Here is a 25288-nt window from a genome sequence, read left to right as displayed (position 1 = left end):
CTAATCTCACAGTTAAAGTGAGTGTTTTAAATATTCGACATATTGCTGAATGAGTGCTTCATTACGAGAAAAATACGACCATTGTCCATATTTTTCTGCACGAATAAGACCTGCCTGTTGCAGTACCGATAAATGATTTGACATGGTCGATTGCGACACGTTGCCCAAACGCTCAATGTGTCCTGCACATACGCCACGCTTAAAGTCGCCACACTCATCTACCGACAAAAATTGTTCTGGTGCTTTTAACCATTCTAAAATTTGCCGACGGGTAGGATTGGCTAAGGCTTTAAAGATTAAATCGACATCCATCATTCAGACACATATTCGTAAGTATAAGCCCAATTCAGCAGCTGCTTTTAATATATCGTATTTTTTCGATATTAATATCGTTTTTTTACGATTTATATAATTTTTTAAGCAACTTCACTGAATTGGGCAGGCTCATTAGGATCTTACAGACCGTAACTTATAGACCCTGCTTTAAACTGGCTTCAATAAACTTGTCTAAATCACCATCTAAAACCGCACCTGTATTTGAAGTTTCCACGCCTGTACGCAAGTCTTTAATACGTGAATCATCCAATACATAAGAGCGAATTTGGCTTCCCCAACCAATATCAGACTTCGAGTCTTCCAGTGCTTGAGCCGCCTCATTACGTTTACTCATTTCCAGTTCATACAACTTGGCACGTAACTGTTTCCACGCATGGTCACGGTTGGCGTGTTGCGAACGTTGGTTCTGACAAGCAACCACAATACCTGTAGGTGCGTGGGTTAAACGTACCGCAGAGTCGGTTTTATTAATGTGCTGACCACCCGCACCCGATGCACGATACGTATCGGTACGAACATCGGCAGGGTTAATATCAATTTCAATATTGTCATCCACTTCTGGTGAAACAAACACTGCAGAAAATGACGTATGACGACGGTTACCTGAGTCAAATGGCGATTTACGCACTAAACGATGCACACCCGATTCAGTGCGCAACCAACCATAGGCATATTCGCCTTCTACGCGAATGGTCGCAGATTTAATCCCTGCCACATCACCATCCGATTCTTCCATCAATTCTGCTTTAAAGCCGTGACGTTCAATCCAGCGCATATACATACGCAACAGCATCGATGCCCAGTCTTGCGCTTCTGTACCACCCGAACCTGCCTGAATTTCAACATAGCATGGGTTTGGATCCATTGGATTACTGAACATACGACGGAATTCTAATTTCGCCAGTTCTTCTTCTGCAGAAGTCAATTCAGACTGTACATCCACCAATAAATCTTCATCATCGGCTTCAACGGCTAAGTCTAGCATGGCTTGGGCATCTTCTAACTGGGTCGCCAAACCTTCTAGGACATGAATCACGTTTTCAAGCTCGCCCTTTTCTTTGGCCATAGCTTGCGCACGACTTTGATCATTCCAGATTGCAGGATCTTCTAACTCGCGGAGAACCTCTTCTAAACGCTCTTTTTTCAGATCGTAGTCAAAGATACCCCCGTAGTGTTTGACTACGTTCGTTCAAGTCTTTTAATTGGTTTAGATAAGGATTAATTTCCACGTAAATTCTCTCAATTAACAATGAAGCTTATTAACTGATAATTGTAGCACAGACCTGTTCTGGCATTTCTATCCTGCTGTAAATTCCAGCATAACTTTTCAGCTTTTATAAGTTGAATGCTAAATGTGGTTAAAAATAAAGATCGCTTTAAACTTTTAAAGTGAAAGCCTGATGATATCCAACCTAAAATAGCATGCACGATTAACACGGATATTTATCTTAATGGCCGATCTATCGCCCTGATTTTTTGCCTGACACATTCAGCTGAAAACATGCTTAAAAAGTGGTGTATGGTAATTGCTTCAACCCGCCAAAATAAAACAAAGATGAAACAAGTTTGATGATTTAATGATCAACTTTAGTAAAATTCACAAAATACACATAGTTTTAATAAAACAAAACATTTAATTATTTCATTTTTATTTCAATCACTTAAACTCAAAATATTACACAAATTTACGCTTGTAACAAAGCGGCAACTTTCCTGTGATTGACGCTGATTTTTTTTCGCCTAGACTAAAAGTTGTAACAAAAAGTTTAACTGTTAACCAGATTTCAGAGGGGTACTTTCCATGAAAAAATTAGCAATCGCATCAGCCCTACTTTCAGCTTTGGCTATCACTGGTACTGCGAACGCATACCAAGCTGAAATTGGTGCATCAGCAGGACTGATTGATCCAGACAACGGCAGTTCAAGCGGTTCATTCGGTGTAGATGGTACTTATTACTTTAACCCTGTACAAACCCGTAATGCACCTTTGGCAGAAGCAGCGTTCCTTGATCGTGCTAGCAACGTAAATGCCAAATACCAATATGACGAAGTTGGCGACAATGAAGCGCATACTTACGGCGTAGGTGCAGAGTACTTTGTACCGAATTCAGACTTTTACTTAAGTGGTAATGTGAGCGGTCATGACTTGAAAGACAATGATGACCTAAACAATGATTTAACCACCTATGGTGCAGAAGTTGGTTATTTACCAGCACCAGGCTTGTTAATCGCAGCAGGTCTTAAAGGTTGGGATAATGACCGTGATGATGGTGTAGACCCGACTTTACGTGCTAAATACGTAACTACACTTTCGAATGGTAAAGACATCAACCTTGAAGCAGGTGCTGCTTTTGGTGATCTCGATGAATACAATCTTGCTGCGGATTACTTCATTGATAAAACGCTAAGTGTAGGTGTCGATTATTACAGCAACGATATCAACGATAATGATGAGTTTGGTGTGAGTGCACGTAAATTCTTTACACCACAAGTCAGTTTGGAAGGTCGTGTAGGCTTTGGTGAAGTGGGTAATGCTGACTACAACCGCTTTGGTGTCGCTGCGAAATATCGCTTCTAAGCTTAAGTCTAATTCCTTACTCAAATAGCACCCTTCTTCGGAAGGGTGCTTTTTTATGCCCTAAAATAAAGCAGTTAGGTAGAAATAGTGCATTGACGTGCTGAGTATTTTCCGTACAATCAGCAACAACTGTAACAAAACAGTCATATTTCTATAACAGAGGGAATCTCAATAATGTTTAAAAAACTTGCGCTTGCAACTGCTCTTCTAGCTGGTTTAAGTACTGCTCATGCGTATCAAGCTGAAATTGGTGGATCACTTTTCGTCATTGATCCTGATCACGCAGATACGTCTACAGGTTTTGCGCTTGATGGAACTTTTTACTTTAATCCAGTTCAAGTGAAGAACTCACCATTAAATGAAGCTGCGTTTTTAAATCGTGCGAGCAACGTTAGTGCCGCTATTAGTTATATGGATTTTGATGTAGCCGAAAGCACAACTTTTGGTATCGGTGTTGAATATTTTGTTCCAAATACAGACTTCTATGTAAGTGCTAGCATTGGTCAATCAACAATTGAAAAAGATGGTTCTGAGGATTTTGACACTACAAGTTATACAGCTGAGTTAGGTTACCTTCCAGTTTCAGGTTTACTCATTGCAGCGGGTATTGCTGGTTTTGATAACGATAATACTGATGATTCTGATGCAACATTACGCGCTAAATATGTTACTCAAGTCGGTGCATACGACATGAACTTTGAAGGTGGCGTTATTTTTGCTGATGATGAAATTTTCACCCTAGGTACTGATCTATATCTCGACAAAACATTTAGCATTGGCCTCGGTTATACCGATGACGGTGAAGATGATACCTTCCAAATTCGTGCTAAAAAATTCTTCAATCAACAAGTCAGCCTAGAAGGCTCTATTGACTTTGAAGAAAATGCAAATGTCTTCGGTCTTCGTGCTGCTTATCGCTTCTAATCCCTTACATTAAAAGCAAAAAAATCCGCTCAAATTTGAGCGGATTTTTTTATTTGGATTACTGCTCCAAATGCACAATCTGCAACTGCAAACTCACATTGCCATTAAACACATTGCGCTCTAACTCATAAACCAAACGCACATCATCCCGCATCGGGTTAAATTCAAATTTATCTTTAGCACCAAACGCAATCGCATCAACCACTTGCCCATTGTCCAATGCCAAACGCAATTTTAAATGACTGTCCTTCAACCATCTAAAATCAACCACTTTAAACCGTCCCTCAAACACAGGCTGCGGAAACTTTTGTCCCCACGGCGCCAAATGCTGTAATAAATCTACCGTGTGTAAATCAAAAGCTTCTTGCGGCAATTCACCATCTGTCCATAGCACAGCATGAAATAAATCCGCATCCATTTGCGCAATGATCTGTTCAAAGACCTGTTTAAATTCTGCAAAGTGCGCCTTTTTAATGGTCAAACCTGCCGCAGCCGCATGCCCACCAAAATGACTGACCAAATATGGATATTGCTCTGCGACCAATTCAATGGTGTCACGTATGTGAACCCCTTCAATTGAACGGGCAGAGCCTTTAATATGCTCACCATCTTCATCGGCAGCAAATACAATCGCAGGGCGATGAAACTGTTCCTTTAAGCGTCCTGCAACAATTCCAATTACACCTTGGTGCCAATGTTCTTCAAACATGATCAAGGCATGCGGTAAATCGCTTTGATCTAACTGCAGCTTTTCCAACTCTGCCAGCGCATCTTGTTTAATTTGCCCTTCAACCTGACGGCGTTCCTGATTCAAACTATTTAACTGACGCGCCAAAGCATAGGCACTTTGCATATCCGCCGACAGTAAACACTCGATTCCAATGTCCATGGTTTCCATGCGCCCTGCAGCATTAATGCGTGGCCCCAAGACAAAACCCAAATCCTGCGCTTTAAGCTGTGCGGGTTCACGTCCTGCCAAATCCAGCAATGCGCTAATCCCAGGACGACATAAATTCTGCTGTATCCGTTTTAAGCCTGCATCCACCAAAATACGGTTGTTATAATCCAGACTAGCGACATCGGCATAGGTGCCCAAGGCCACCAAATCTAAATATTGCGTTAAATTTGCAGCAGATTTGCCCTGTTTTTTACGCTGACTGGATAAGTTCGCCAACACATAAAATGCCACGCCCACACCTGCCAAAGCTTTACTTGGGAAATCACAACCCAATTGATTCGGATTCACCACAGCCTCTGCATTTGGAGTGGCTTTTGTAGTGAGGTGGTGATCGGTGATGATGACCTGCATCCCCAAAGCTTGCGCACGCTCCACACCTGCATGACTGGAAATTCCGTTATCTACCGTAATTAATAAATCAGGTGCATAACGCTCAAAAGCCAAATCGGCAATGGCGGGGGTTAAGCCATAACCATATTTAAAACGGTCAGGTACTAAATACTGCACGTGTGCGCCCATTTCGCGCAATGCCAAAATCATGAGTGTGGTACTGGTCGCGCCATCGGCATCGTAATCGCCCACAATTACAATTTTTTTCTGCTGATCAATCGCCTGATCCATCAGCTGAATGGCGTCAGGTAGACCTTTCATGCTTGGAGCAAGCAAGTGCTTCAGTTTAAGTTCCAGCTCCTGCTCAGACGCAACGCCACGGCGCGCTAAAATTTGGGCAACAAATGTAGAGACGCCCTGAAAGTTTTCAGGGCGTGTAAGTAAAGGTCTTTGCTTTATTAGAATTTTTGACATAATTTCCAGTGATTTAAGGCATCAAGCGTTGTAGTTTCCACTCACCTTCAATTTTTTCATAAGCTAAGCGGTCATGCAAACGGTTCGGACGGCCTTGCCAAAATTCGTAATAATCAGGCTGCAAGCGGTAACCGCCCCAAAATATAGGTTTTTGCAATTCAGATTGATCGCCCACTTGGGCATGCAAGTCTTGGAAACGCGCCTGTAGTTCTTCACGGCTGGCAATCACACCACTTTGCGGAGTGCTAATATGCGCAGCGATTTGGTTGTCACGTGGGCGTTTGTGATAATACGCTGTCGATTCTTGCTCATCAATTTTTTCGATATAACCGCTGACACGAATCTGACGTTCCAGTTCAGGCCAGTAAAATAACAATTCAGCATAAGGATTGGCCGCTAAATCCAACCCTTTTTGACTGTCATAATTGGTATAAAAGTCATAGCCTGCTTCGGTGGCTCCACGCAGCAACACAGTACGCACATGCGGACGACCTTGCGCATTGGCAGTCGCCAATGACATCGCATACGGTTCATGCAGCTTGGCTTCTAAGGCATGGTTAAACCAATTCAAAAACTGAATATGCGGATTGGCACTGACCTGTGCTTCTAGCAATTCACCTTTTTGGTAACTTAAACGCAGCTCACTTAAATCTTTAATTAAATCACTCACGATTTACCCCCCTTTAGACGGCATGACGACGTACAGCATCTGCTAAATCTTTCGCCATTGCCTTCACTTCAGCCAAATCATCACCTTCCACCATGACACGAATCACAGGTTCAGTGCCCGATTTACGAATCAATAAACGTCCACGACCTTTCAGCTGTTCCGTGGCACGGTCAAACTCTTCCACCAAGGCAGGAACAGTATATGGGTCAAACATATTTGCTAAACGCACATTTTCCAGCACATTTGGCAACAGTTTAAAATCTGCCACCAATTCATGCAGGGCTTTATTTTGTTCGACCATCACCGTTAACACTTGTAAGGCAGCAATAATTGCATCACCTGTGGTGCTCTTGTCCAAAGTCAAAATATGCCCCGATGGCTCACCACCAATAACCCAGCCATTTTTTTCCAGACCTTGTAGCACGTAACGGTCACCGACATTGGCACGCAATAATGGTACTTGGGCTTTTTCCAACGCCAATTCCAATGCCATATTGCTCATTAACGTCCCGACAATACCTGCAGGTTTTTTCGAGCCTTGTGTAGCAAGAATATATAAAATGTGGTCGCCATCAATTTGCTTGCCTTGACTGTCCACCAAAATCACACGGTCTGCATCACCATCAAATGCAACCCCCAAGTCCGCCTGATGCTCAAGCACTGCTTTTTGCAAACTTTCAGGATGGGTTGAGCCGCAATTTTCGTTGATGTTTAAACCATTTGGCTCATTGTGAATGGCAATCACTTTCGCGCCTAATTCACGAAATACCGCAGGGCCAACATTGTAGGCAGCACCATTGGCGCAATCGACCACAATAGTGAGGTCATTTAAATCTAAATGATATGGAAAGGTCGATTTACAAAACTCGATGTAACGCCCATTGGCATCTTTGACACGAACACTTTTACCCAAGTTGGCCGTATCTTCAATTTTTAATTCTTGCTGCAATTCTTGGTTAATTTCTTCTTGCAAGGCATCTGGCAGCTTTTTCCCTTCGCCCGAGAAGAATTTAATCCCGTTATCAAAATATGGATTATGCGATGCTGAAATCACAATACCTAAACTGGCATGCAAAGCACGGGTTAAGTGTGCAATGGCGGGCGTAGGCAAAGGACCGAGCAAATGCACATAGACACCTGCGGCATTTAAACCCGCCTGTAATGCTGCTTCTAAAATATAGCCTGAAAGACGTGTATCTTTACCCAATACCACAATAGGTTTATTTTTTTTGGTGTGTTTTTTTAAAACTTTACCTGCTGCAAAACCTAGTTTTAATGCAAAATCAGGTGTAATTGGTAACTCTCCAAACTTCCCTCGAATGCCGTCTGTACCAAAATAACTCATATTGTTCTCACTTCTTAGGGGTGATCTTTATCATCACTTTTTTACTGCGAGTTACTTTACACCAAAAATGAAAAAGCCGTCACATTGATGACGGCTTTTATTTGAAAATGCTACTAAATATCAACCAACGCGATAGTTCATATTAACCAACGCGATAGTTCGGCGCTTCTTTAGTAATCGTCACATCATGCACGTGAGATTCCTGCATACCTGCTGCAGTAATCTTCACGAATTTAGCATTTTGGCGTAGATCTTCAATGGTTGAAGAACCTGTATAACCCATAGATGAACGTAAACCACCCATCATCTGATGCACGATGTTGCCCATTGGGCCTTTGTACGGTACACGACCTTCAATACCTTCTGGTACAAGTTTTTCTGCACCTGCTTTCGAGTCTTGGAAATAACGGTCTGCAGAACCTGTTGCACCCGCCATTGCACCCAATGAACCCATACCACGGTATGCTTTGTAGTAACGACCTTGGAAGAATTCAACTTCGCCCGGTGCTTCTTCAGTACCAGCAAGCAATGAACCCACCATAATGGTACTTGCACCTGCACCAATCGCTTTGGCCATATCACCAGAGAAGCGAATACCACCATCGGCAATTAATGGAATCTGTTCTTTCAATGCATTGGCAACAGCGTCAATTGCAGAGATTTGCGGCATACCAATACCTGCCACAATACGTGTGGTACAGATTGAACCTGGGCCAATCCCCACTTTCACTGCGTCTGCGCCTGCATCTAACAATGCCAAAGCAGCATCGCCAGTTGCAATGTTACCGCCAATTACTTGAACTTGTGGATAGTTAGCTTTTACCCAACGTACACGCTCAATTACGCCTGCAGAGTGACCGTGTGCAGTATCAACCACAATCGCATCGACACCTGCTTCAACCAATGCTTCTACACGGCTTGGTGTTTCTGCGCCTGTACCCACTGCAGCACCCACGCGTAAACGACCTAAGTCATCTTTACAGCTGTTTGGATACAATTCTGCTTTACGGAAATCAGTGACCGTAATTAAGCCTTTTAATTCCTGCTGGTCATTCACCACCAAGACTTTTTCAATACGATGCTGTTGCAATAAAGCTTGAATGTTTTCTTTAGATTCGTCTTCGCGTACTGTCACTAAACGATCTTGACCTGTCATGATATTGCTGACAGGTTGTTCAAGGTTGGTTTCAAAACGTGTATCACGTCCTGTCACAATACCGACAACTTTGCCATCTTTTACTACAGGTACACCGCTAATATTATTGGCTTGAGTCAGCGCAATCAATTCACGTACTGTAGTTTCTGGCGTTACGGTAATCGGGTCTTTCACCATACCCGCTTCAAATTTTTTCACACGGCGCACTTCGGCTGCTTGCGCAACGATGTCCATGTTTTTATGCAAAATACCAATACCACCGTTTTGCGCCATCGCAATTGCCATACGAGATTCAGTCACCGTATCCATTGCTGCTGAAACCAAAGGAATATTCAGGTCAATGCCGCGCGTAAAACGTGTCTTTAAGGAGACATCTTTTGGGAGAACAGTAGAATAGGCAGGGAGTAATAAGACATCATCGAAGGTTAACGCTTCTTGAACGATGGTCAGCATAACAGTCTCACTGGTAATTTCCGTGAGCCATTATAAACAAATCTGGGCACAAATTTCATTTGTTCTCTAAGAAATATTTTTTATTCTGCCCTTCTGGGGGATGCGACATGAAAAAATCGGTAATTTTCATCTAAAAATTGAAGTTTTCATCCTTAGTTTGCTTTTTAGCCGTGCAGGTTTAAAACTTGCGATGTTTCATTTTTCAGGCAGATAAAGCCGCTTCAATGTGAACCATGATTGGCTATTTATCCAAAATTAGCCGTAAAAAAAAGCAAAGCCGCAGCTTTGCTTTTTCAATCTGGATTGCGATCAACAACTTAAAGCACCATTAAACCACTTGATCGAAGTCATCATCATTCACAGAAATGGCTGGATCGACTTGCACAAATGGAATCATGTTATGCGCACGACGTGCTTTATTGCATTGATCATCGGCAATTTGCACTTCTTTACAAGAGCTGCTGCGTAATTCATAAATCCCGCAGCTCACTTGCTGTCCAACTTCACCTTCTAAAGCGACACAACGCGGCTGACTCTGATTGGTACCACACATGCATGAATAGACTGCTGTTACTGGTTCCGTGTAGTGCTCAGGCATATTCATGCCTTCAGCCCAATAAAATGAAACACGGAAATAAGCGCAACACGCGCCGCAGCTTAAGCAGGCATCTGCTGTAGGTACTTGAGACAACATTCGTTAAGTTCTCGTCATCAAAAAAATCGTTTTTGGGCGAAAATCTTAAAAAAAGTTGTTTTTGCACTCAAGTTTTTTTTACAGTTTTTTCAGCTTTTTTTGTCGCTTATTCAGGGCAGCTAAAAACGTGTTCGTCCATCAAATCGACGCCACATTCCAGTGTTTCAATCCAGTCTAAGAATTGATTCACCTGTTCTTTGCCCACAAATGGCGTACCGTGTTGCGGCACAATCATTTCAACGTCCATGGTGCGTACCATATTCACCCAGAGGCGAATCACTTTATTGGAACACATATAGCGCTGATGGAAGCCTTTCATCGCAGGAATATGCGCAGCAAAATCAGTCAATGGAATTGAAGCATCTTCCACCATTGACGCACCCATATCACCAGAAAATAAAATTTTGGCGATAGGATCATAAAACTGGAAATTACCAACAGAGTGTAAGAAATGCGCAGGCACAGCAATAATTTTAGACTCGCCCAAAGGAATTGCCTGACCTTCATCTGGCAGTTCCACCAAACGATCTAACCAGTTGCCTTTCATACGGTCGCTCATAAAAGATGAGCTTAAGTGCGGCAAGAAACGCGCCCACAATTTTGATGCTACGATTTTTGCTTCGGTATAGACCAACCAACGCGGCATTGAAGTGATGATGTCTGGGTCTTGGTGCGATGCCATGACATAGTCAAGATTGGTCAAACGGGTATATTTGTTTAATTCCATGGTCAGTGGTACATAGGTCAGGTCGCCACCTGGGTCTAGCACTGCGGCACGGTTATTATCAATGATCAGAAATTGGTTGGCCTGAACACCTTCACCTTTGACCAAACTGGTAAAACTAATACATTTATGTGTCCCATTATCAAATAAGACCTGCGATGTTGTACGGTCAAATGCCATAACCAATCCCCAATTTTTTCATTTTAAAAATAGATTTTCTATCACTGAATAACATATAGCTATTTATGGAAAGTTACAATAAATAAAATGGCTCAGATTATCTGAAATATCAGTGAATTGCAGTACCATTCACATAAATAAATCCCGAGCAGTTTGCTCAGGATTTATGCATTTTAATGAATAATTTAGAATAAATAATGTTGCGCCAAAGTCGACACACCAATAATTAGGAAAATCAGTGCACCAATTTTATGAATTAAAGCAATTGGCAATCGGGTCGCTAATTTATTGCCAATAAATACCGCAGGTGCATTGGCCAGCATCATCCCCAAAGTGGTTCCAAGCATGACCCAAAACACGCTGTCATAACGTGCGGCTAAAGCCACTGTGGCAATTTGAGTTTTATCGCCAATTTCTGCCAAAAAGAACAATACAAAGGTCGCGCCAAATACACCGTATTTTTGCCACTTGTTGATGCTTTCAGTTTCATCATCTAGCTGGTCTGGAATAAGCATCCAAATCGCCATGCCAATAAAACCTAAAGACAAAATCCACAATAAAATTTCTGGGCTAAGTACCGTGGTAATCCACTGCCCTAAAACTGCAGAAAGTCCGTGGTTAATGAGTGTTGCCAGTAAAATAGCAACCAAGATTGGAGCAGGTTTACGAAAACGTGCCGCGAGTAATAAAGCCAATAGTTGGGTTTTATCACCCATTTCGGCTAAGGCGACAATGGCAGTCGAGATGAGGAATTCATACATGATGTTTTTCTCTGGCTAGCACACATACCAATGACCTATCCCTCCTGCTAGCCAAAATCTGCAGAGTGATAAATCAAAGGTCTTGCCAACAAAAGAAAGCTTGAAAAAGCAGACTTGGTTCTTTGCTATGATGACCATGTTCTGTGGAACAAATATGTTGACCATCACCTTTTTACTGCATTCAGTTGAAACAGAAATTAGTAAAAAGCGGCTACTCCCCAATGAAGTACAGCTATTCTAAACGGAATACTGCGGTTAAGCAAATTTAGCCGAATAACGGCAGTGACAAAAAACCCTGCCGCAGCAGGGTTTTATAAAGCTTTTCTGAGTTTAGAGCAGCAAGCTACGAATATCTGCCAACAACTGGGTCAGTTTATGGGTAAAACGTGCTGCATCTGCGCCATTAATTACCCGATGGTCATACGACAATGACAATGGCAACATCAAGCGCGGATCAAAGCCTTCACCATTCCAGACAGGCTGCATGGTCGCTGGTGAAATACCCAAAATCGCAACCTGCGGCCAGTTCACCAACGGCGTAAATGCCGTACCGCCAATCGAACCTAAACTGGTGATGGTAAAGTTTGCACCTTGTAAATCTTTAGGCGACAACTTTTTATCACGCGCTTTTTGACTCAACTCACCCAGTTCAATCGCAATTTGTTTAATCGATTTCTGATCTGGATTACGTAGTACAGGCACGGTTAAACCATCGGGGGTTGCCACCGCAATGCCCATGTGGATTTCTTTACGCAGCAGCACAGACTTTTGATCATCTGCCAAATGCGCAGCGAAATACGGTTCATCTTTCAGCAAATGCGCTACAGCTTTGGCAATGAACGCCAAAATGGTCAAGCTAACACCTTCTTTTTTGAAGTTAGCTTTCAATTCACTGCGCCACGCTTCTAGCTCAGTAATATCGGCCAAATCAAATTGCGTGACTTGTGGAATGTAATTGTTCAGGGACAATTGCGGAATTGACACTTGTTGTAAGCGCGTCAAACCTTTTTCTTCCACGCCACCAAATGCACTAAAATCAGGCAACTTTGGCAAACCTGTAACTTGCTGTGTTGTAGCAGCGACAGGAGCAGTCTGCGGCGCAGTAAGACGCGCTTTAACATAAGCCTTCAAGTCTTCTTTGAGTACACGCGCATGCGGGCCAGTGGCGTTTACATCGGCTAAAACAACACCTAACTCACGCGCCAGTTTACGCACAGCAGGGCCTGCATACACTTTTGCATTGGCTTCATTTTGCGCCTTGCTCAATTTGTCTACATTCGTATGTGCACTTGCTGCAACCGTTGTGGTTTGTGCTGTAGATGCAGCACTGACTGCTGGCGATGCACTTGGTGCAGAGGCAACTTGCGCTGCCGCAACTGCTGCTGGTGCAGCTGCGCCTGCAGTTACTATCGTCACTAAGGCATTGCCCTGCGCAACACTTTGTCCTAATTCCACGTGGATGGCTTGAATCACACCTGCGGTAGTACTTGGCACCTCAACCGTGGCTTTGTCTGATTCCACCACAATCAAACTTTGGTCAGCGGCGACTGTATCGCCTACTTGTACCAAAATTTCTGCCACTGTGGCTTTATCGACCCCTAAATCAGGCACTGCGACTTCAACCTGAGCTGATGCTGCAGTTTGTGGTGCAGATGCAGTTGCTGCGTTCACTGGTACAGCAGCCGCTTCTACTGGTGTCGCTTGAGGTGTTTCCACCTGTGCAACTGCGGCAGCAGCGGCAGTTTTCACTTTCAGAATCACCACACCTTCTTTTACCGTATCACCCGTAGTGATTTGGATCGCGGTAACTGTACCCGATACCGTACTCGGCACTTCTACCGTGGCTTTGTCCGACTCCACCACAATAATACTTTGATCAACATCAATCGCATCGCCCACTTGTACTAAAATTTCCCCAACAACGGCTTTTTCCACGCCAATGTCAGGTACTTGTACATCTACTTCTTGTGCTGTGGTTGATGTCGCCGAGCTTGGCGCTGCAGCGACCACTGGTTCAGCATCTTGCTTCGGTGCAGCGTCCACTTCGGCTTGCGGTGCAGCAACTTCTGTAGCAGCTGCGGTTTGAGCTTCAGTTTCTAGCTCAATTAGCACCGCACCTTCAGTCACTTCATCGCCTTGTTGTACCAAAATACTTTTCACTACCCCTGCAGCGGTGCTTGGTACTTCAACAGAGGCTTTGTCTGATTCCAACAGAACAATGCTGTCATCAACTGCAATCGTGTCGCCAACTTTCACAAGAATATCTGCAACTGTGGCTTTATCGACACCAATATCAGGCGTTTGAATTTGCATGATCAGTGCTCCTCTTTGTAGTCAGCAACCGCTTGTACTTCAGGAACCGCTTGCGGTGCCCACGCGACAGGACGATCTGTATCTAACTCAAATGTCGAGATTGCATCTTTGACCAAACGCGCATCGACTTCGCCTTCATCAGCCAGTTTTTTCAAGGTGGCTACCACAATGTGTGCAGCATCGACCCCAAAGTAGCTACGCAAGTTACCACGGGTATCGGAACGACCATAACCATCGGTACCTAAGGCAACAAATGGACGGTTGTCTGGCAAGTAACCGCGAATTTGCTCGCTATAGGCGCGCATGTGATCGGTTGCAGACACGACAATGCCATCTTTGCCACGTAACTGTTGTGAAATCCACGGCTCTTTGCTTTCTTCAGCCAATGGGTGCAAACGGTTGTATTCTTCACACGCCATACCATCACGCGCCAATTCGTTAAAACTGGTCACACTGTAGACATTCGAATGAATTTGATACTCTTCACGCAAGATTTTTGCCGCTTTGATGACTTCACGCAGAATCACACCTGAACCCAACAATTGAACTGTGGCTTTTTCATCTTCCTGCAGTAAGTACATGCCGCGCTTAATGCCTTCTTCCACACCTTGTGGCATTTCAGGATGCTCGTAGTTTTCATTCATTACGGTGAGATAATAGAACACGCGCTCCTGATTGACATACATGCGCTGCAAACCATCATGCACAATCACGGCAAGCTCATAACCAAAACATGGGTCATAGGACACACAGTTTGGAATGGTATTGGCTAAAATGTGCGAGTGACCATCTTGGTGTTGCAAGCCTTCACCATTCAGTGTAGTACGTCCTGCAGTGGCACCCAACAAGAAACCTTGCGCCTGCGCATCACCTGCCGCCCATGCAATATCCCCAATCCGCTGGAAACCAAACATGGAGTAATACATGTACATTGGGATCATAGGCAAGTTATTGGTCGAATAACTGGTACCTAAAGCTGCCCAAGCACTCATTGCACCTGCTTCGTTAATGCCTTCTTGCAGCATGTGACCGTCTTTGGCTTCACGATAATGCATCAACTGTTCTTGGTCTTCAGGGGTATATTTTTGCCCATGTGCAGCATAAATACCCAATTGACGGAACATGCCTTCTAAACCGAAAGTACGTGCTTCATCAGGTACAATGGGTACCACACGGTCTTTAATGGCTTTTTCTTTGAGCAAGGCAGAAATCAAACGTACCATCACCATCGTGGTCGATTGTTCTTTGCCACCTGAGCCTGCCAAGACCGAATCGAAAACTGATAATTCAGGAATCTGTAAAGCTTCGCTGTCTTTACGACGCGCAGGCAAATAACCACCCAACGCTTCGCGACGCGCTTTCATATATTTCAATTCAGGCGAATTTTCACTTGGACGATAGAACGGCACTTCTTCAAGTTGCTCATCGCTAAATGGCAAGTTAAAGCGGTCACGCACATATTTTAAAGAGTCCAACTGCATTTTTTTGATTTGGTGGGTTTTGTTCACCGCTTCAATTTCATCAGACAAACCATAACCTTTGACGGTTTTGGCTAAAATGACCGTTGGCTGACCTTTAGCTTTGGTCGCTTCTGCATAAGCCGCAAATACTTTGTACGGGTCGTGACCACCACGGTTCAGATTATCAATATCTTCATCGCTTAAATCTTTGACTAATTCTTTGGCTTCAGGATATTTACCAAAGAATTTCTCACGGGCGTATGCACCGCCTTTCACTTGCAAGCGCTGATAATCGCCATCCACCGCTTCTTCCATGATGGCTCTTAATGCACCTGTGTCGTCTTTGTCCAATAAAGCATCCCAATGACGCCCCCAGACCACTTTAATCACGCGCCAACCTGCGCCACGGAATAACGACTCAAGTTCTTGAATGATTTTACCGTTACCGCGTACAGGGCCATCTAAACGCTGTAAGTTACAGTTCACCACCCAAATCAGGTTATCTAGCTTTTCACGACCTGCCAGTGAAATTGCGCCCAGACTTTCTGGCTCATCCATTTCACCATCGCCTAGATATGCCCAGACTTTACGGTCTTCTTCTTTAATTAAACCGCGGTTCATTAAATATTTTTGAATATGTGCCTGATAAATTGACATGATTGGACCCAGACCCATCGATACCGTTGGGAACTGCCAATAGTCAGGCATTAAATAAGGATGTGGATAGCTAGGTAAACCGTTACCGCCCACTTCACGGCGGAAATTATTCAATTGATCTTCGGTTAAACGCCCTTCTAAAAATGAACGAGCATAAATACCAGGTGCACAGTGACCTTGGTAGTAAATCATGTCACCGCCAAAATGATCACTATTGGCGCGGAAGAAATGGTTAAAACCAACATCATATAATGTGGCTGAAGATGCGAAACTTGCAAGGTGACCACCTAAATCATCACCTGTTTTATTGGCACGCAATACCATCGCCAACGCATTCCAGCGAATTAGGGCGCGAATACGACGCTCCATATCCTGATCGCCCGGCATGGCAGGTTGTTCTTCCACTGAAATGGTATTGAGGTAGGGAGTATTTAATCGCTGAATGGGTACATGCTTTGCAATTGCACGTTGGTACAGTTTTTCGAGTAAAAATGCTGCCCGTTCAGTACCCATATGTTGTAACACAGCATCAAAGGCGTCTTGCCATTCTTGGGTTTCTTGTGAGTCCGTATCACCGTAAAACGCCATAATTCACTATTCCTAAGCCTAATCGTATGCTTTATATGTATCATAATTTAGACTTTAGTAGATATGGCTAATCTTAAATGCATATCCTGCATACTATTTAGAAAATAAATAGTGATTGACACATTCTTACAGCAAATAACAAAAAACCGCCAATTTAGGCGGTTTTTTATACAATAAAGCAGATACTGCGTGTTATTATTTTTTTAGGTGATAAGTTGATGTCTGAAATGTCTCACTAGATTTTGCTAAAAGCTAAAACGTGAGTATAAAGAAAAGCGACCTTTGCCGCTTTAATTTCATGTTTTAATTTGTAGTTCGCGTGTAGTTTACAGTGAGTGTGGCTAGAGCATGAATTTCTAGCCAAAACATTACGGCAACATTGCTAAATAGGTAGAAGGGTTCTTACGTTGACCATCTTTCACTACTTCATAATGTAAGTGAGGACCTGTACAACGACCTGTACAACCCACGTTGGCAATATGTTCGCCTGCATCTACACGGTCACCCACACGTGCAATTAAACGTGAAGCGTGTGCGTAGCGCGTGATATAACCATTACCGTGGTTAATTTCTACATATTGACCATAACCTGTGCCCCAGCCTGACTTGGTCACAATACCTGGGCCAGTCGCATAAATTGGAGTACCGCTTGGTGCAGCAAGGTCTAAGCCTGAATGGTTTTCAGCACGACCACTCATGACACGACCGCCATAGTTCGAGCTAATACGTGCATTTGGTAATGGATGTGACACTAACCAAGCATAAGGATTTGAAGAAGCAAAACGGGTGCTGGTATTGGTACCGTATTTTTTTGCTAAAGACGCATTGTTTAATTCTGTAGTCTTTTCACGAAGCTTAACGGTCATCTGCGTTTGTGCAGGAACATCAATGTCTTGTGTTTCTGTATAAGAACCTTGTGACAAGGTGCGGGTTAATTGCTCAATACGATCAGTCGATGAATTTTGAGAATCTAACTCAACTAAATCAGCAAATGCGACAGATGCTGCCGAAGCTGCCAGTGAAAACGCTAATAAAATACGGCGCGAATGCATAAAAAAACCTCTTAACTGTTCTTACTTGAAGTTCCTTGTGATCTCTTCCTTGATATCTACTGAAAGGAGCGCATAAGATTAGGGCATAAACATGAAGGAATGATGTATGTCCGAACCTGTGAATCTCTTTCAACAAACAAGAAAACACATAAAAACAGGAAACCTAACGTTTCTCTCAACCCAAGTTGCTGCATGGCAGAAACTTGGCAAACTTATTCAACCTTTACTGCCGCAACCAGAGCAATGGCAGGTGGTTTGTTATCAACAAGGTGTCTTAACCATTACTGGAACGAATCAAGCGATGGTCAGTCAACTTGCTTATTTGCAAAAGCAATACATTACTCAACTGTCACAACTGCATGAACTGAAAGACATACAAAAAATTCAAGTTCGTTTAAGAGTTGAATCTCAAACGCCCCCAAAAAGCGAAAAGCCTTTAAGAACACTTAGTCCAGAAACTCAAGATATGTTACGAGGTGCTGCTGACTTTGTGAGCGACCCTAAGCTTAGCCAAGCTTTGTTACGTTTGGCAAGCAATAAAAAATAATTGTTTGCAGAAAACACCAAAAACTCGTGCTCAAATTTGTGATGAAATTCACATATTATTGTTGTTACATTATAACGTAGTAAGAAAAGACAATGACTTATGTCACATGCACAAAAGTGATCGGGCAAGAATTTATGTCATCAAATGTTACAATTTCATAACTGCTTGGATCGCTCTGAACATTGCGTAATAACTGATTATTTAAGGCATGTCCTGATTTATAACCATCAAACTTGGCAATAATTTGATGTCCAAGCAAGTACAAATCCCCCACAGCATCTAAAATTTTATGCCGTACAAACTCGTCCGAGAAGCGCAAACCTTCTTCATTGACCACGCCTGTATCATCTACCCCAATGGCATTATCTAAACTCGCACCCAAAGCCAAATTATTGGCTTTTAAATAGTCCAAATCTTTCATAAAGCCAAAAGTACGTGCGCCACTGACTTCATAGACAAAGGTTTCTGTAGAAAAATCGATGGTGGCAGACTGATATTCTTTTTTAAAGGCAGGATGATCAAAGTCGATGGTGAAATTGAGCTGAAAACCTTCATGCGGACTGAACACCGCACGTTTATCGTCAATTAAAGCTTCTACAGGTTTTAAAATTTTGATGAACTTTTTCGCAGCATCCTGTTCTTTTAAACCACCCTGCATCAACAAATAAATAAAAGGCCCTGCACTGCCGTCCATAATGGGCACTTCAGAGGCAGACACTTCAATAATCAAGTTATCAATGCCCAACCCTGCAATTGCACTCATAACATGCTCAATAGTGCCAACTTTGGCATTATCCTGAACCAAATTCGAGCACATAAATGCTTCTTGAATCAGCATGGCATCGGCTGGAATATCGACAGGCGGATTTAAATCGATACGACGAAACACAATTCCCCCATCGGCATGATGCGGCACAAAGTTGATCAATACTTTTTGACCACTGTGCAGACCAATACCGCTCGCCTTGACGACACGTTGTAGGGTACGTTGTTTCAGCATGTTCTCAATTCATCTAAATTTTAAAACCGCTATACGTTAGCATATTTAGCCATTGATAAAAAACAAAAAAGGCAGTTTAAAACTGCCTTTTCCCGATCACACAATGAAATTGAGGATCTTGGCTTATTTACGCTGCTGATTTTTCAAATAGTCTTGAATACTCATTGGCGTTGGACGCGCAGAGCCTGATGTTGTTGTCGCACTAATTGCAGGCGCAGTTTCTGCCTGCTGACGCTGAATTGCAGGCACATCATCTTCTTCTACTGCCGCTGTTGGTGCTGCAGAAGTGGTTTGTGTCACGGTGCGTTTTGCAGGCTCTGGTGTATCGCCTGTGTTACGCGCTAAACCAGTAGCAATAACAGTCACGCTAATTTCGTCACGCGCTTCAGGATCAAATACCGTACCGTAGAATACTTGGGTTTGTTCGGTATCTGAAAGTTGATGAATCACGTCCATGATCTCTTCGATTTCACCGAAGGTCACATCATCACCACCCGTTACGTTAATCAACAAGCCTTTGGCATTGGCAATGGTTACGCTATCGAGCAATGGGCTACGAATCGCTTGTTCAGCCGCTTGACGCGCACGGTTTTCACCACGACCTGAACCAACACCCATCATCGCATAACCGCGCGTACTCATCGCAGTTTTCAAGTCAGCAAAGTCTAGGTTGATGTGACCTGGACGTACCACCAAATCAAAAATACTGCGTACACCGTTCAACAAAACGTCATCGGCTTTTTTATACGCATCTTTCATTGAAATGTCGCGGTAAACTTTCATTAAACGCTGGTTTGGAATAATGATTAAAGAGTCTACATGCTGTTCTAATGCCGCAATCCCTTTTTCCGCAGAAAGTAAGCGACGCTTACCCTCAAAGTTAAATGGCGTAGTCACCACACCAACAGTCAAAATGCCCATTTCTTTGGCAATTTCAGCCACAACTGGCGCAGCACCTGTACCTGTACCACCGCCCATCCCTGCAGTCACAAACACCATGTCTGTGCCTTCAAGTTGCTGACAGATCAGCTCGCGGCTTTCTTCCGCTGCAGTTTGACCCACTTGAGGATCACCGCCCGCGCCTAAACCACGTGTGCTTTGCTCACCTAGCTGGATTTTGAATTGCGAATTCATGCGATCCAATGCTTGTTTGTCCGTATTGGCACAAACAAATTTTACACCCTGAATATCCGACTCAAGCATGTGCTGCACAGCGTTACCACCTGCACCACCCACACCAAACACAGTGAAACGGGCTTGACCGTTGCTATCGGTTTGATCATCTATAAATTCAAATGAGGCCATGACCTTTAGATTTCCTAATACGTTATTGGCAGTCACTTAAGCCCGTATACTGCCTTGATCTTCATAAAAATTATTTTTAAGAATGCTGTTCAACTTCTGGCTTGTCAAGTACCAGTGATGATCCGTACAACTTCCTAACAATATTCCCAAAAAACTCAACTAAAAAATAGATTTTAACTTTTCGTTCAAGCCAGACCATGCCCGTCCGACACGCCCCCAAACCGATAAGGTTTCAGGGTCTTCATGTTCTACAATCGTGTCTTGAGTATAGTTTTGACTATAAAGCAATAAGCCTGAAGCTGTTGCATATTGTGAACGGCGTAAGGCGGCCTGATGCGGTTCATCGGCATAAACTTGTGAAGGATGATTCCCCAAGTGTGCCGAAACACCCAACATACGACGTACCAAGCTGATCATGCCTTCAATTTGTGAGGCATCACCCGCCAAAACCACACCATGATATAAACCATGAATGGCACCGCTCTTTTCGAGTTCCTGACGAATTTGTGCAAAAATTTCTTCATAACGCGCAATAATAATTTCCGCCAGTTCAATACGGCTAATGGTTTGCGGCCCATCAATGCCCTGAATCTGAATCATGTGATCAGGTTTGACCACTTTCATATCTACACAGCCATACAATAGCTTAATCCGTTCAGCTTCTTCAGTTGTGGTTTGTAACACCGCTGCAATATCGCGGGTGACATGCTCACCACCACGCTGCAAAGTGTGTGCCAAGGCCAAACGTCCATCTAAATAAACTGCAATACTGGTCGTACCTGCGCCAATATCTACCAGACACACACCGTATTCTTTTTCATCTTTAAGCAGACTGGCTTCTGCAGTGGCTAAATTTGACACCACCATTTTTTCGACACCAATATTGGCACCTTTTAAAGCACGGTCTAAATTCTGCATGGTGCTAATAGGCAACATCATCAATTGATAATGCCCCGTCATGCTATGTGCTGACATACGAATTGGGTTTTGTACCCATTCACCCGAATCATCTAAATCGAAACCGAGTGGTACTGCACTCACCAAATAATGGTCTGAGGTGAGGTGACTGGCTTTGGCCAAGTCCAAGGCGCGTACCACTTCACTGGTGGTAATGGTGTGATCACTACTTTCAATAGGTGTGCGACCTGAAGCATAAAAGCTTTTTAGCTCTGCACTAGGAATAGAAATCCATGCCGAATGCACACGGCATTCCGCCATATCTTCCGCTTCTTGCACGGCATTTTTAATTGCAGTAATCACTTTATCGAGACTGACAATTTTTCCCTTACTCATGCCTCGATTACGTGCGGTGGCCATACCAATGACTTGGATATTGTCTGGCGCATGGACCTTAGCAATCAAAACTGAAACTTTGTGCGTCCCAATGTCAATCGCAACAACCGAGGGAACAGCTTCACTCATTTATTCACTACCATTACCAGTATGTTTAATTTATGGCTTAATGCCTCTATTTTTTTAAAGCCCAATATTATGGCTTTGCTCTTATTCCCTCTGCAATGCTTGTGTCATCAATCGTTACAACAAAGTGACCATTTGCAATTTTTGGCGGAATTGAGTTTTTCCATTGAATGGCTAAACCATTGCGATAACGCAAATCGATGGCGGATATTTTAGACCATACAGGTTTCAAATCACTTTGTGCAAGATGCCCCAAGCGCTGCAGCTTACTCATGGTTTGATCTTTATCTACAATAACACGTAGACCTGAATCAAACTGCATAAACCACGTCATACGTTCTGTTAAATATAGTTCTTTTAAACGATCGTTGACGGGTAAGAATAATTGGTTAATTTCATTATAACGACGCATCATCATTTTAGATTGATGCGTTGGCCCGTGTAATAACGGTAAATGTTGATTATTTTGTGGCGTGACCTCGGTAAAGACTTCACCGCTGTCACTGAGCAAACGACCTGTCCCCCAACGTGCAATTGGATGACGCGGCATAACCCGCACACGAATAGCATTCGGCCACGCACGTGAAACCACCACTCGATCTACCCAAGACAACTCCAAAGCGGTATCGCGGATTTGCTCTAGGTCAGAGGTGAAATAGTTCTTGGTCATTACAGGGTTCACATGCGTCATCACTTGGCGGTGTTCAGCATCTGAACGTGTACCCACTACATCTAGCTTGGCAATTTGTGCATCGGTCATGACTTTGTATAGCCCGTACGCACCCACTGCCAACACGAGCACCGCAACGCACAGCATTACCCAACCGCCAAAATGAATCAGCTTTTCTTTGGCTGTTGGCGGTTTGTCATGAATCGAGGTAATCGCTGCCCGTTTACGGCGCAAGGATGCAGGAAGTTGAGCCATATTTAGTGTGCTTCACCTGTAAGGGTTTGTGCCAAAATTGCCACACACAGCTCATCAAAACTATAGCCGACTGCATTTGCCGCTTTCGGAACTAAAGAGTGGCTGGTCATTCCCGGCACGGTATTCACTTCCAATAGCCAGAAATTGCCGTTCTCATCTTGCATGGCATCAATACGACCCCAGCCACTTGCACCCACGGCTTGGAAGGCACGTAATGCCAAAGCTTGTAACTGTTGCTCTTCGGCAGTGCTTAAACCACACGGAATACCGTATTGCACATCATTACGTTGATATTTGGCTTCATAATCATAGAACGCCACATCTTTCGGTGGTTCTAAACGAATAATCGGTAAAGCCTGACCATTTAACAGCACGATGGTAAATTCACGTCCTGTAATCCATTTTTCAGCCATAACAATAGCGTCATGTGCAGTTGCTTTCGCTACAGCATCGGCAAAGTCTTCTACTTTTTCGACTTTGCTCATGCCAATACTTGAACCTTCATGTACAGGCTTGATGATGAGTGGTAAACCCAATTCGGCAACCACGTCTTCAATATTGGAATCTTTGCTAACAATACGATATGGCGCAGTTGGCAAGTCAGAACCTTGCCAAATTTGCTTGGTCTTCACTTTGTCCATGCCAATGGCTGAACCTTGCACGCCCGTACCCGTGTATGGAATATTCAACCATTCCAAAACACCTTGAATTTGACCATCTTCACCACCGCGCCCGTGTAACACAATAAAGGCACGATCATAATTGACCAATTCGGTCACGCTACGTGTTTGTGGATCAAATGCTTCTGCATTGACCCCAGAACGTAGCAGTGCTTCGAGTACTGCTTGACCGCTGTCTAGAGAAACCTCACGCTCAGCAGATTTTCCACCCAATAACACGGCAACTTTGCCGAACTTTGAAGCATTTGACACGTTTATATCCTTAAACTTTAAACTGGTCGATCAAATTCAAACATCACAGGTTGTGATTATTTTAAATATAAATGGTTTTGTGCAAGCTCGATTGAAATCGCCCCCACATTACCTGCACCTTGGGTCAATAACAAGTCATTGGCCTGTAACACTTGTTTCACAATATTCGGTAGGTTGCCGTCATTTGGATCGACCAAAATTGGCTCAACCTGACCACGCAAACGAATACTGCGTGCCAAAGTACGGCTATCTGCGCCAACAATTGGTTTTTCACCCGCAGGATAAACATCGAGCAATAACAATTGATCGACTTGTGACAACACTTCCACAAAGTCATCAAAACAGTCACGGGTGCGACTAAAACGGTGTGGCTGGAACAACATCACCAAACGGCGATCAGGATGACTTTGACGCGCAGCTTTAATGGTGGCTTCCACTTCTTTCGGGTGATGTCCGTAGTCATCTACCAATTTCACATTGCCGTCTGCTACCGCAAACTCACCTTGTACTTGGAAACGACGACCGACACCGCTAAAGCCTTCCAAAGCACGGCAAATTGCACCATCAGAAACGCCTTCATCGGTGGCAATTCCAATTGCAGCCAAGGCATTCAATACGTTATGCAGCCCCGGTTGATTCACCGTCACGCGTAACGGTTCGCGGTCTTTACGCAGTACAGTAAAGTGTGTGCGCATACCGTCTTGATCAACATCAACGGCACGAATATCGTTGTCTTCATTAAAACCATAGGTCAATACAGAGCGCCCGATACGCGGCATGATTTCACGAATATTGGCATCATCACCACACACCACAGCCAAACCGTAGAATGGCAGTTTGTGCAAAAATTGAATAAAGGTATCTTTTAAGGTATCGAAACTACCACCATAGGTGTCCATGTGGTCGGCATCAATATTGGTCACCACAGCCGCCATTGGCTCTAGGAATAAGAACGATGCATCAGATTCATCGGCTTCTGCCACGATATAACGGCTAGCACCCAATGCTGCATTGACCCCAGTACGGTTTAGCAAACCACCAATCACGTAAGTTGGATCCATGTTTTCTTCGGCCAACATACAGGTGATTAAACTGGTAGTGGTGGTTTTACCATGTGTACCCGCGACTGCAATACCATGACGGTAACGCATCAACTCGCCCAGCATTTCAGCACGACGCACCACAGGAATACGGGTGTCAATTGCTGTTTTAATTTCTGGGTTTTCTGGGTCAATTGCAGTAGACACCACCAACACATTGGCGCCTTTAATATTCTCTGCCGCATGCCCAATATAAACCTTGATGCCGTTTTCTTCTAATTGCGCTGTGGTTTTTGAAGCTTTGATGTCTGAACCCGACACTTTATAGCCTTGGTTTTTCAAGACTTCGGCAATACCACACATCCCCGCGCCACCAATACCCACAAAATGAATGTGTTTGATACGGCGCATTTCAGGCACTTTGATTAATTTTTTCGCTTGATCAGCGGGTGTAGATGGAGACATAT

21 protein-coding genes and 1 riboswitch are annotated in these 25288 nt (G+C 43.6%); of the genes, 3 read left to right on the top strand and 18 right to left on the bottom strand.

Going from position 1 to position 25288, the window contains the following annotated elements:
• Positions 1 to 12: 12 nt before the first annotated feature.
• Positions 13 to 312: an ArsR/SmtB family transcription factor gene (locus F947_RS07785; RefSeq protein ID WP_019837093.1), complete on the bottom strand. Its 300-nt coding sequence runs from the start codon at positions 310 to 312 to the stop codon at positions 13 to 15.
• Positions 313 to 469: 157 nt separating this feature from the next.
• Positions 470 to 1565, bottom strand: a protein-coding gene (prfB, locus tag F947_RS07780; protein ID WP_096901669.1) for a peptide chain release factor 2 whose coding sequence is annotated in 2 segments (ribosomal slippage) — positions 470 to 1492 and positions 1494 to 1565 — 1095 coding nt in all. Because the reading frame shifts where the segments join, the coding sequence is not laid out codon by codon here.
• Positions 1566 to 2137: 572 nt separating this feature from the next.
• Here prfB and F947_RS07775 point away from each other — a divergent pair.
• Positions 2138 to 2914: a putative porin gene (locus F947_RS07775; RefSeq protein ID WP_004974263.1), complete on the top strand. Its 777-nt coding sequence runs from the start codon at positions 2138 to 2140 to the stop codon at positions 2912 to 2914.
• A 174-nt stretch (positions 2915 to 3088) separates the two neighbouring features.
• Complete coding sequence (locus F947_RS07770; protein ID WP_004974262.1) at positions 3089 to 3838, top strand: putative porin; 750 nt, start codon at positions 3089 to 3091, stop codon at positions 3836 to 3838.
• A gap of 58 nt (positions 3839 to 3896) precedes the next feature.
• On the opposite strand, the gene recJ is transcribed toward F947_RS07770, so the two are convergent.
• The 10 genes from recJ to F947_RS07720 form a co-directional block, all read right to left on the bottom strand.
• Complete coding sequence (gene recJ, locus F947_RS07765; RefSeq protein ID WP_004974261.1) at positions 3897 to 5600, bottom strand: single-stranded-DNA-specific exonuclease RecJ; 1704 nt, start codon at positions 5598 to 5600, stop codon at positions 3897 to 3899.
• 13 nt (positions 5601 to 5613) lie between these two features.
• On the bottom strand, positions 5614 to 6270 hold the full coding sequence (pdxH, locus tag F947_RS07760) for a pyridoxamine 5'-phosphate oxidase (RefSeq protein ID WP_004974260.1): 657 nt from the start codon (positions 6268 to 6270) through the stop codon (positions 5614 to 5616).
• A 13-nt stretch (positions 6271 to 6283) separates the two neighbouring features.
• A complete protein-coding gene (gene glmM / locus F947_RS07755; RefSeq protein WP_004974259.1) occupies positions 6284 to 7615 on the bottom strand; it encodes a phosphoglucosamine mutase in 1332 nt (443 codons plus the stop codon).
• A gap of 142 nt (positions 7616 to 7757) precedes the next feature.
• Positions 7758 to 9224 carry an IMP dehydrogenase gene (guaB, locus tag F947_RS07750; RefSeq protein ID WP_004974257.1) on the bottom strand — a complete coding sequence of 489 codons (1467 nt, stop codon included), beginning with the start codon at positions 9222 to 9224 and terminating at the stop codon, positions 7758 to 7760.
• 328 nt (positions 9225 to 9552) lie between these two features.
• On the bottom strand, positions 9553 to 9918 hold the full coding sequence (locus F947_RS07745; protein WP_004974255.1) for a YkgJ family cysteine cluster protein: 366 nt from the start codon (positions 9916 to 9918) through the stop codon (positions 9553 to 9555).
• Between the two features lie 106 nt (positions 9919 to 10024).
• Positions 10025 to 10822 carry an oxygen-binding di-iron domain-containing protein gene (locus F947_RS07740; protein WP_004974253.1) on the bottom strand — a complete coding sequence of 266 codons (798 nt, stop codon included), beginning with the start codon at positions 10820 to 10822 and terminating at the stop codon, positions 10025 to 10027.
• Between the two features lie 185 nt (positions 10823 to 11007).
• Positions 11008 to 11583 carry a TMEM165/GDT1 family protein gene (locus F947_RS07735; RefSeq protein ID WP_004974251.1) on the bottom strand — a complete coding sequence of 192 codons (576 nt, stop codon included), beginning with the start codon at positions 11581 to 11583 and terminating at the stop codon, positions 11008 to 11010.
• Positions 11584 to 11654: 71 nt separating this feature from the next.
• Positions 11655 to 11815, bottom strand: a riboswitch (yybP-ykoY riboswitch).
• 98 nt (positions 11816 to 11913) lie between these two features.
• The gene (locus tag F947_RS07730; protein WP_004974249.1) at positions 11914 to 13896 is read right to left on the bottom strand and encodes a 2-oxo acid dehydrogenase subunit E2; all 1983 of its coding nucleotides are present in this window, start codon (positions 13894 to 13896) and stop codon (positions 11914 to 11916) included.
• Positions 13897 to 13898: 2 nt separating this feature from the next.
• On the bottom strand, positions 13899 to 16601 hold the full coding sequence (gene aceE, locus F947_RS07725; protein ID WP_004974248.1) for a pyruvate dehydrogenase (acetyl-transferring), homodimeric type: 2703 nt from the start codon (positions 16599 to 16601) through the stop codon (positions 13899 to 13901).
• 368 nt (positions 16602 to 16969) lie between these two features.
• Positions 16970 to 17653 (bottom strand): M23 family metallopeptidase, encoded by a 684-nt coding sequence (locus F947_RS07720; RefSeq protein WP_004974246.1) that lies wholly within the window; start codon positions 17651 to 17653, stop codon positions 16970 to 16972.
• A gap of 106 nt (positions 17654 to 17759) precedes the next feature.
• Here F947_RS07720 and F947_RS07715 point away from each other — a divergent pair, with 106 nt between their 5' ends.
• Positions 17760 to 18200: a DciA family protein gene (locus F947_RS07715; protein ID WP_004974242.1), complete on the top strand. Its 441-nt coding sequence runs from the start codon at positions 17760 to 17762 to the stop codon at positions 18198 to 18200.
• 97 nt (positions 18201 to 18297) lie between these two features.
• Here F947_RS07715 and lpxC read toward each other — a convergent pair whose 3' ends face one another.
• The 6 genes from lpxC to murC form a co-directional block, all read right to left on the bottom strand.
• The gene (gene lpxC, locus F947_RS07710) at positions 18298 to 19200 is read right to left on the bottom strand and encodes a UDP-3-O-acyl-N-acetylglucosamine deacetylase (protein WP_004974240.1); all 903 of its coding nucleotides are present in this window, start codon (positions 19198 to 19200) and stop codon (positions 18298 to 18300) included.
• 123 nt (positions 19201 to 19323) lie between these two features.
• Entirely contained in the window at positions 19324 to 20505 is a 1182-nt protein-coding gene (gene ftsZ / locus F947_RS07705; protein WP_004974238.1) for a cell division protein FtsZ, read from the bottom strand.
• Between the two features lie 159 nt (positions 20506 to 20664).
• Entirely contained in the window at positions 20665 to 21927 is a 1263-nt protein-coding gene (ftsA, locus tag F947_RS07700; protein ID WP_004974236.1) for a cell division protein FtsA, read from the bottom strand.
• Positions 21928 to 21994: 67 nt separating this feature from the next.
• A complete protein-coding gene (locus F947_RS07695) occupies positions 21995 to 22849 on the bottom strand; it encodes a cell division protein FtsQ/DivIB (RefSeq protein WP_004974235.1) in 855 nt (284 codons plus the stop codon).
• 2 nt (positions 22850 to 22851) lie between these two features.
• On the bottom strand, positions 22852 to 23781 hold the full coding sequence (locus tag F947_RS07690) for a D-alanine--D-alanine ligase (protein WP_004974232.1): 930 nt from the start codon (positions 23779 to 23781) through the stop codon (positions 22852 to 22854).
• A gap of 56 nt (positions 23782 to 23837) precedes the next feature.
• Positions 23838 to 25286: a UDP-N-acetylmuramate--L-alanine ligase gene (gene murC, locus F947_RS07685; RefSeq protein WP_004974230.1), complete on the bottom strand. Its 1449-nt coding sequence runs from the start codon at positions 25284 to 25286 to the stop codon at positions 23838 to 23840.
• Between the last annotated feature and the right edge of the window lie 2 nt (positions 25287 to 25288).

It is taken from the genome of Acinetobacter towneri DSM 14962 = CIP 107472 (assembly GCF_000368785.1).
Lineage (GTDB): Bacteria > Pseudomonadota > Gammaproteobacteria > Pseudomonadales > Moraxellaceae > Acinetobacter > Acinetobacter towneri.
The sequence above is the reverse complement of the archived record's forward strand: the minus strand, read 5'-3'. Positions and strand labels throughout refer to the sequence as shown.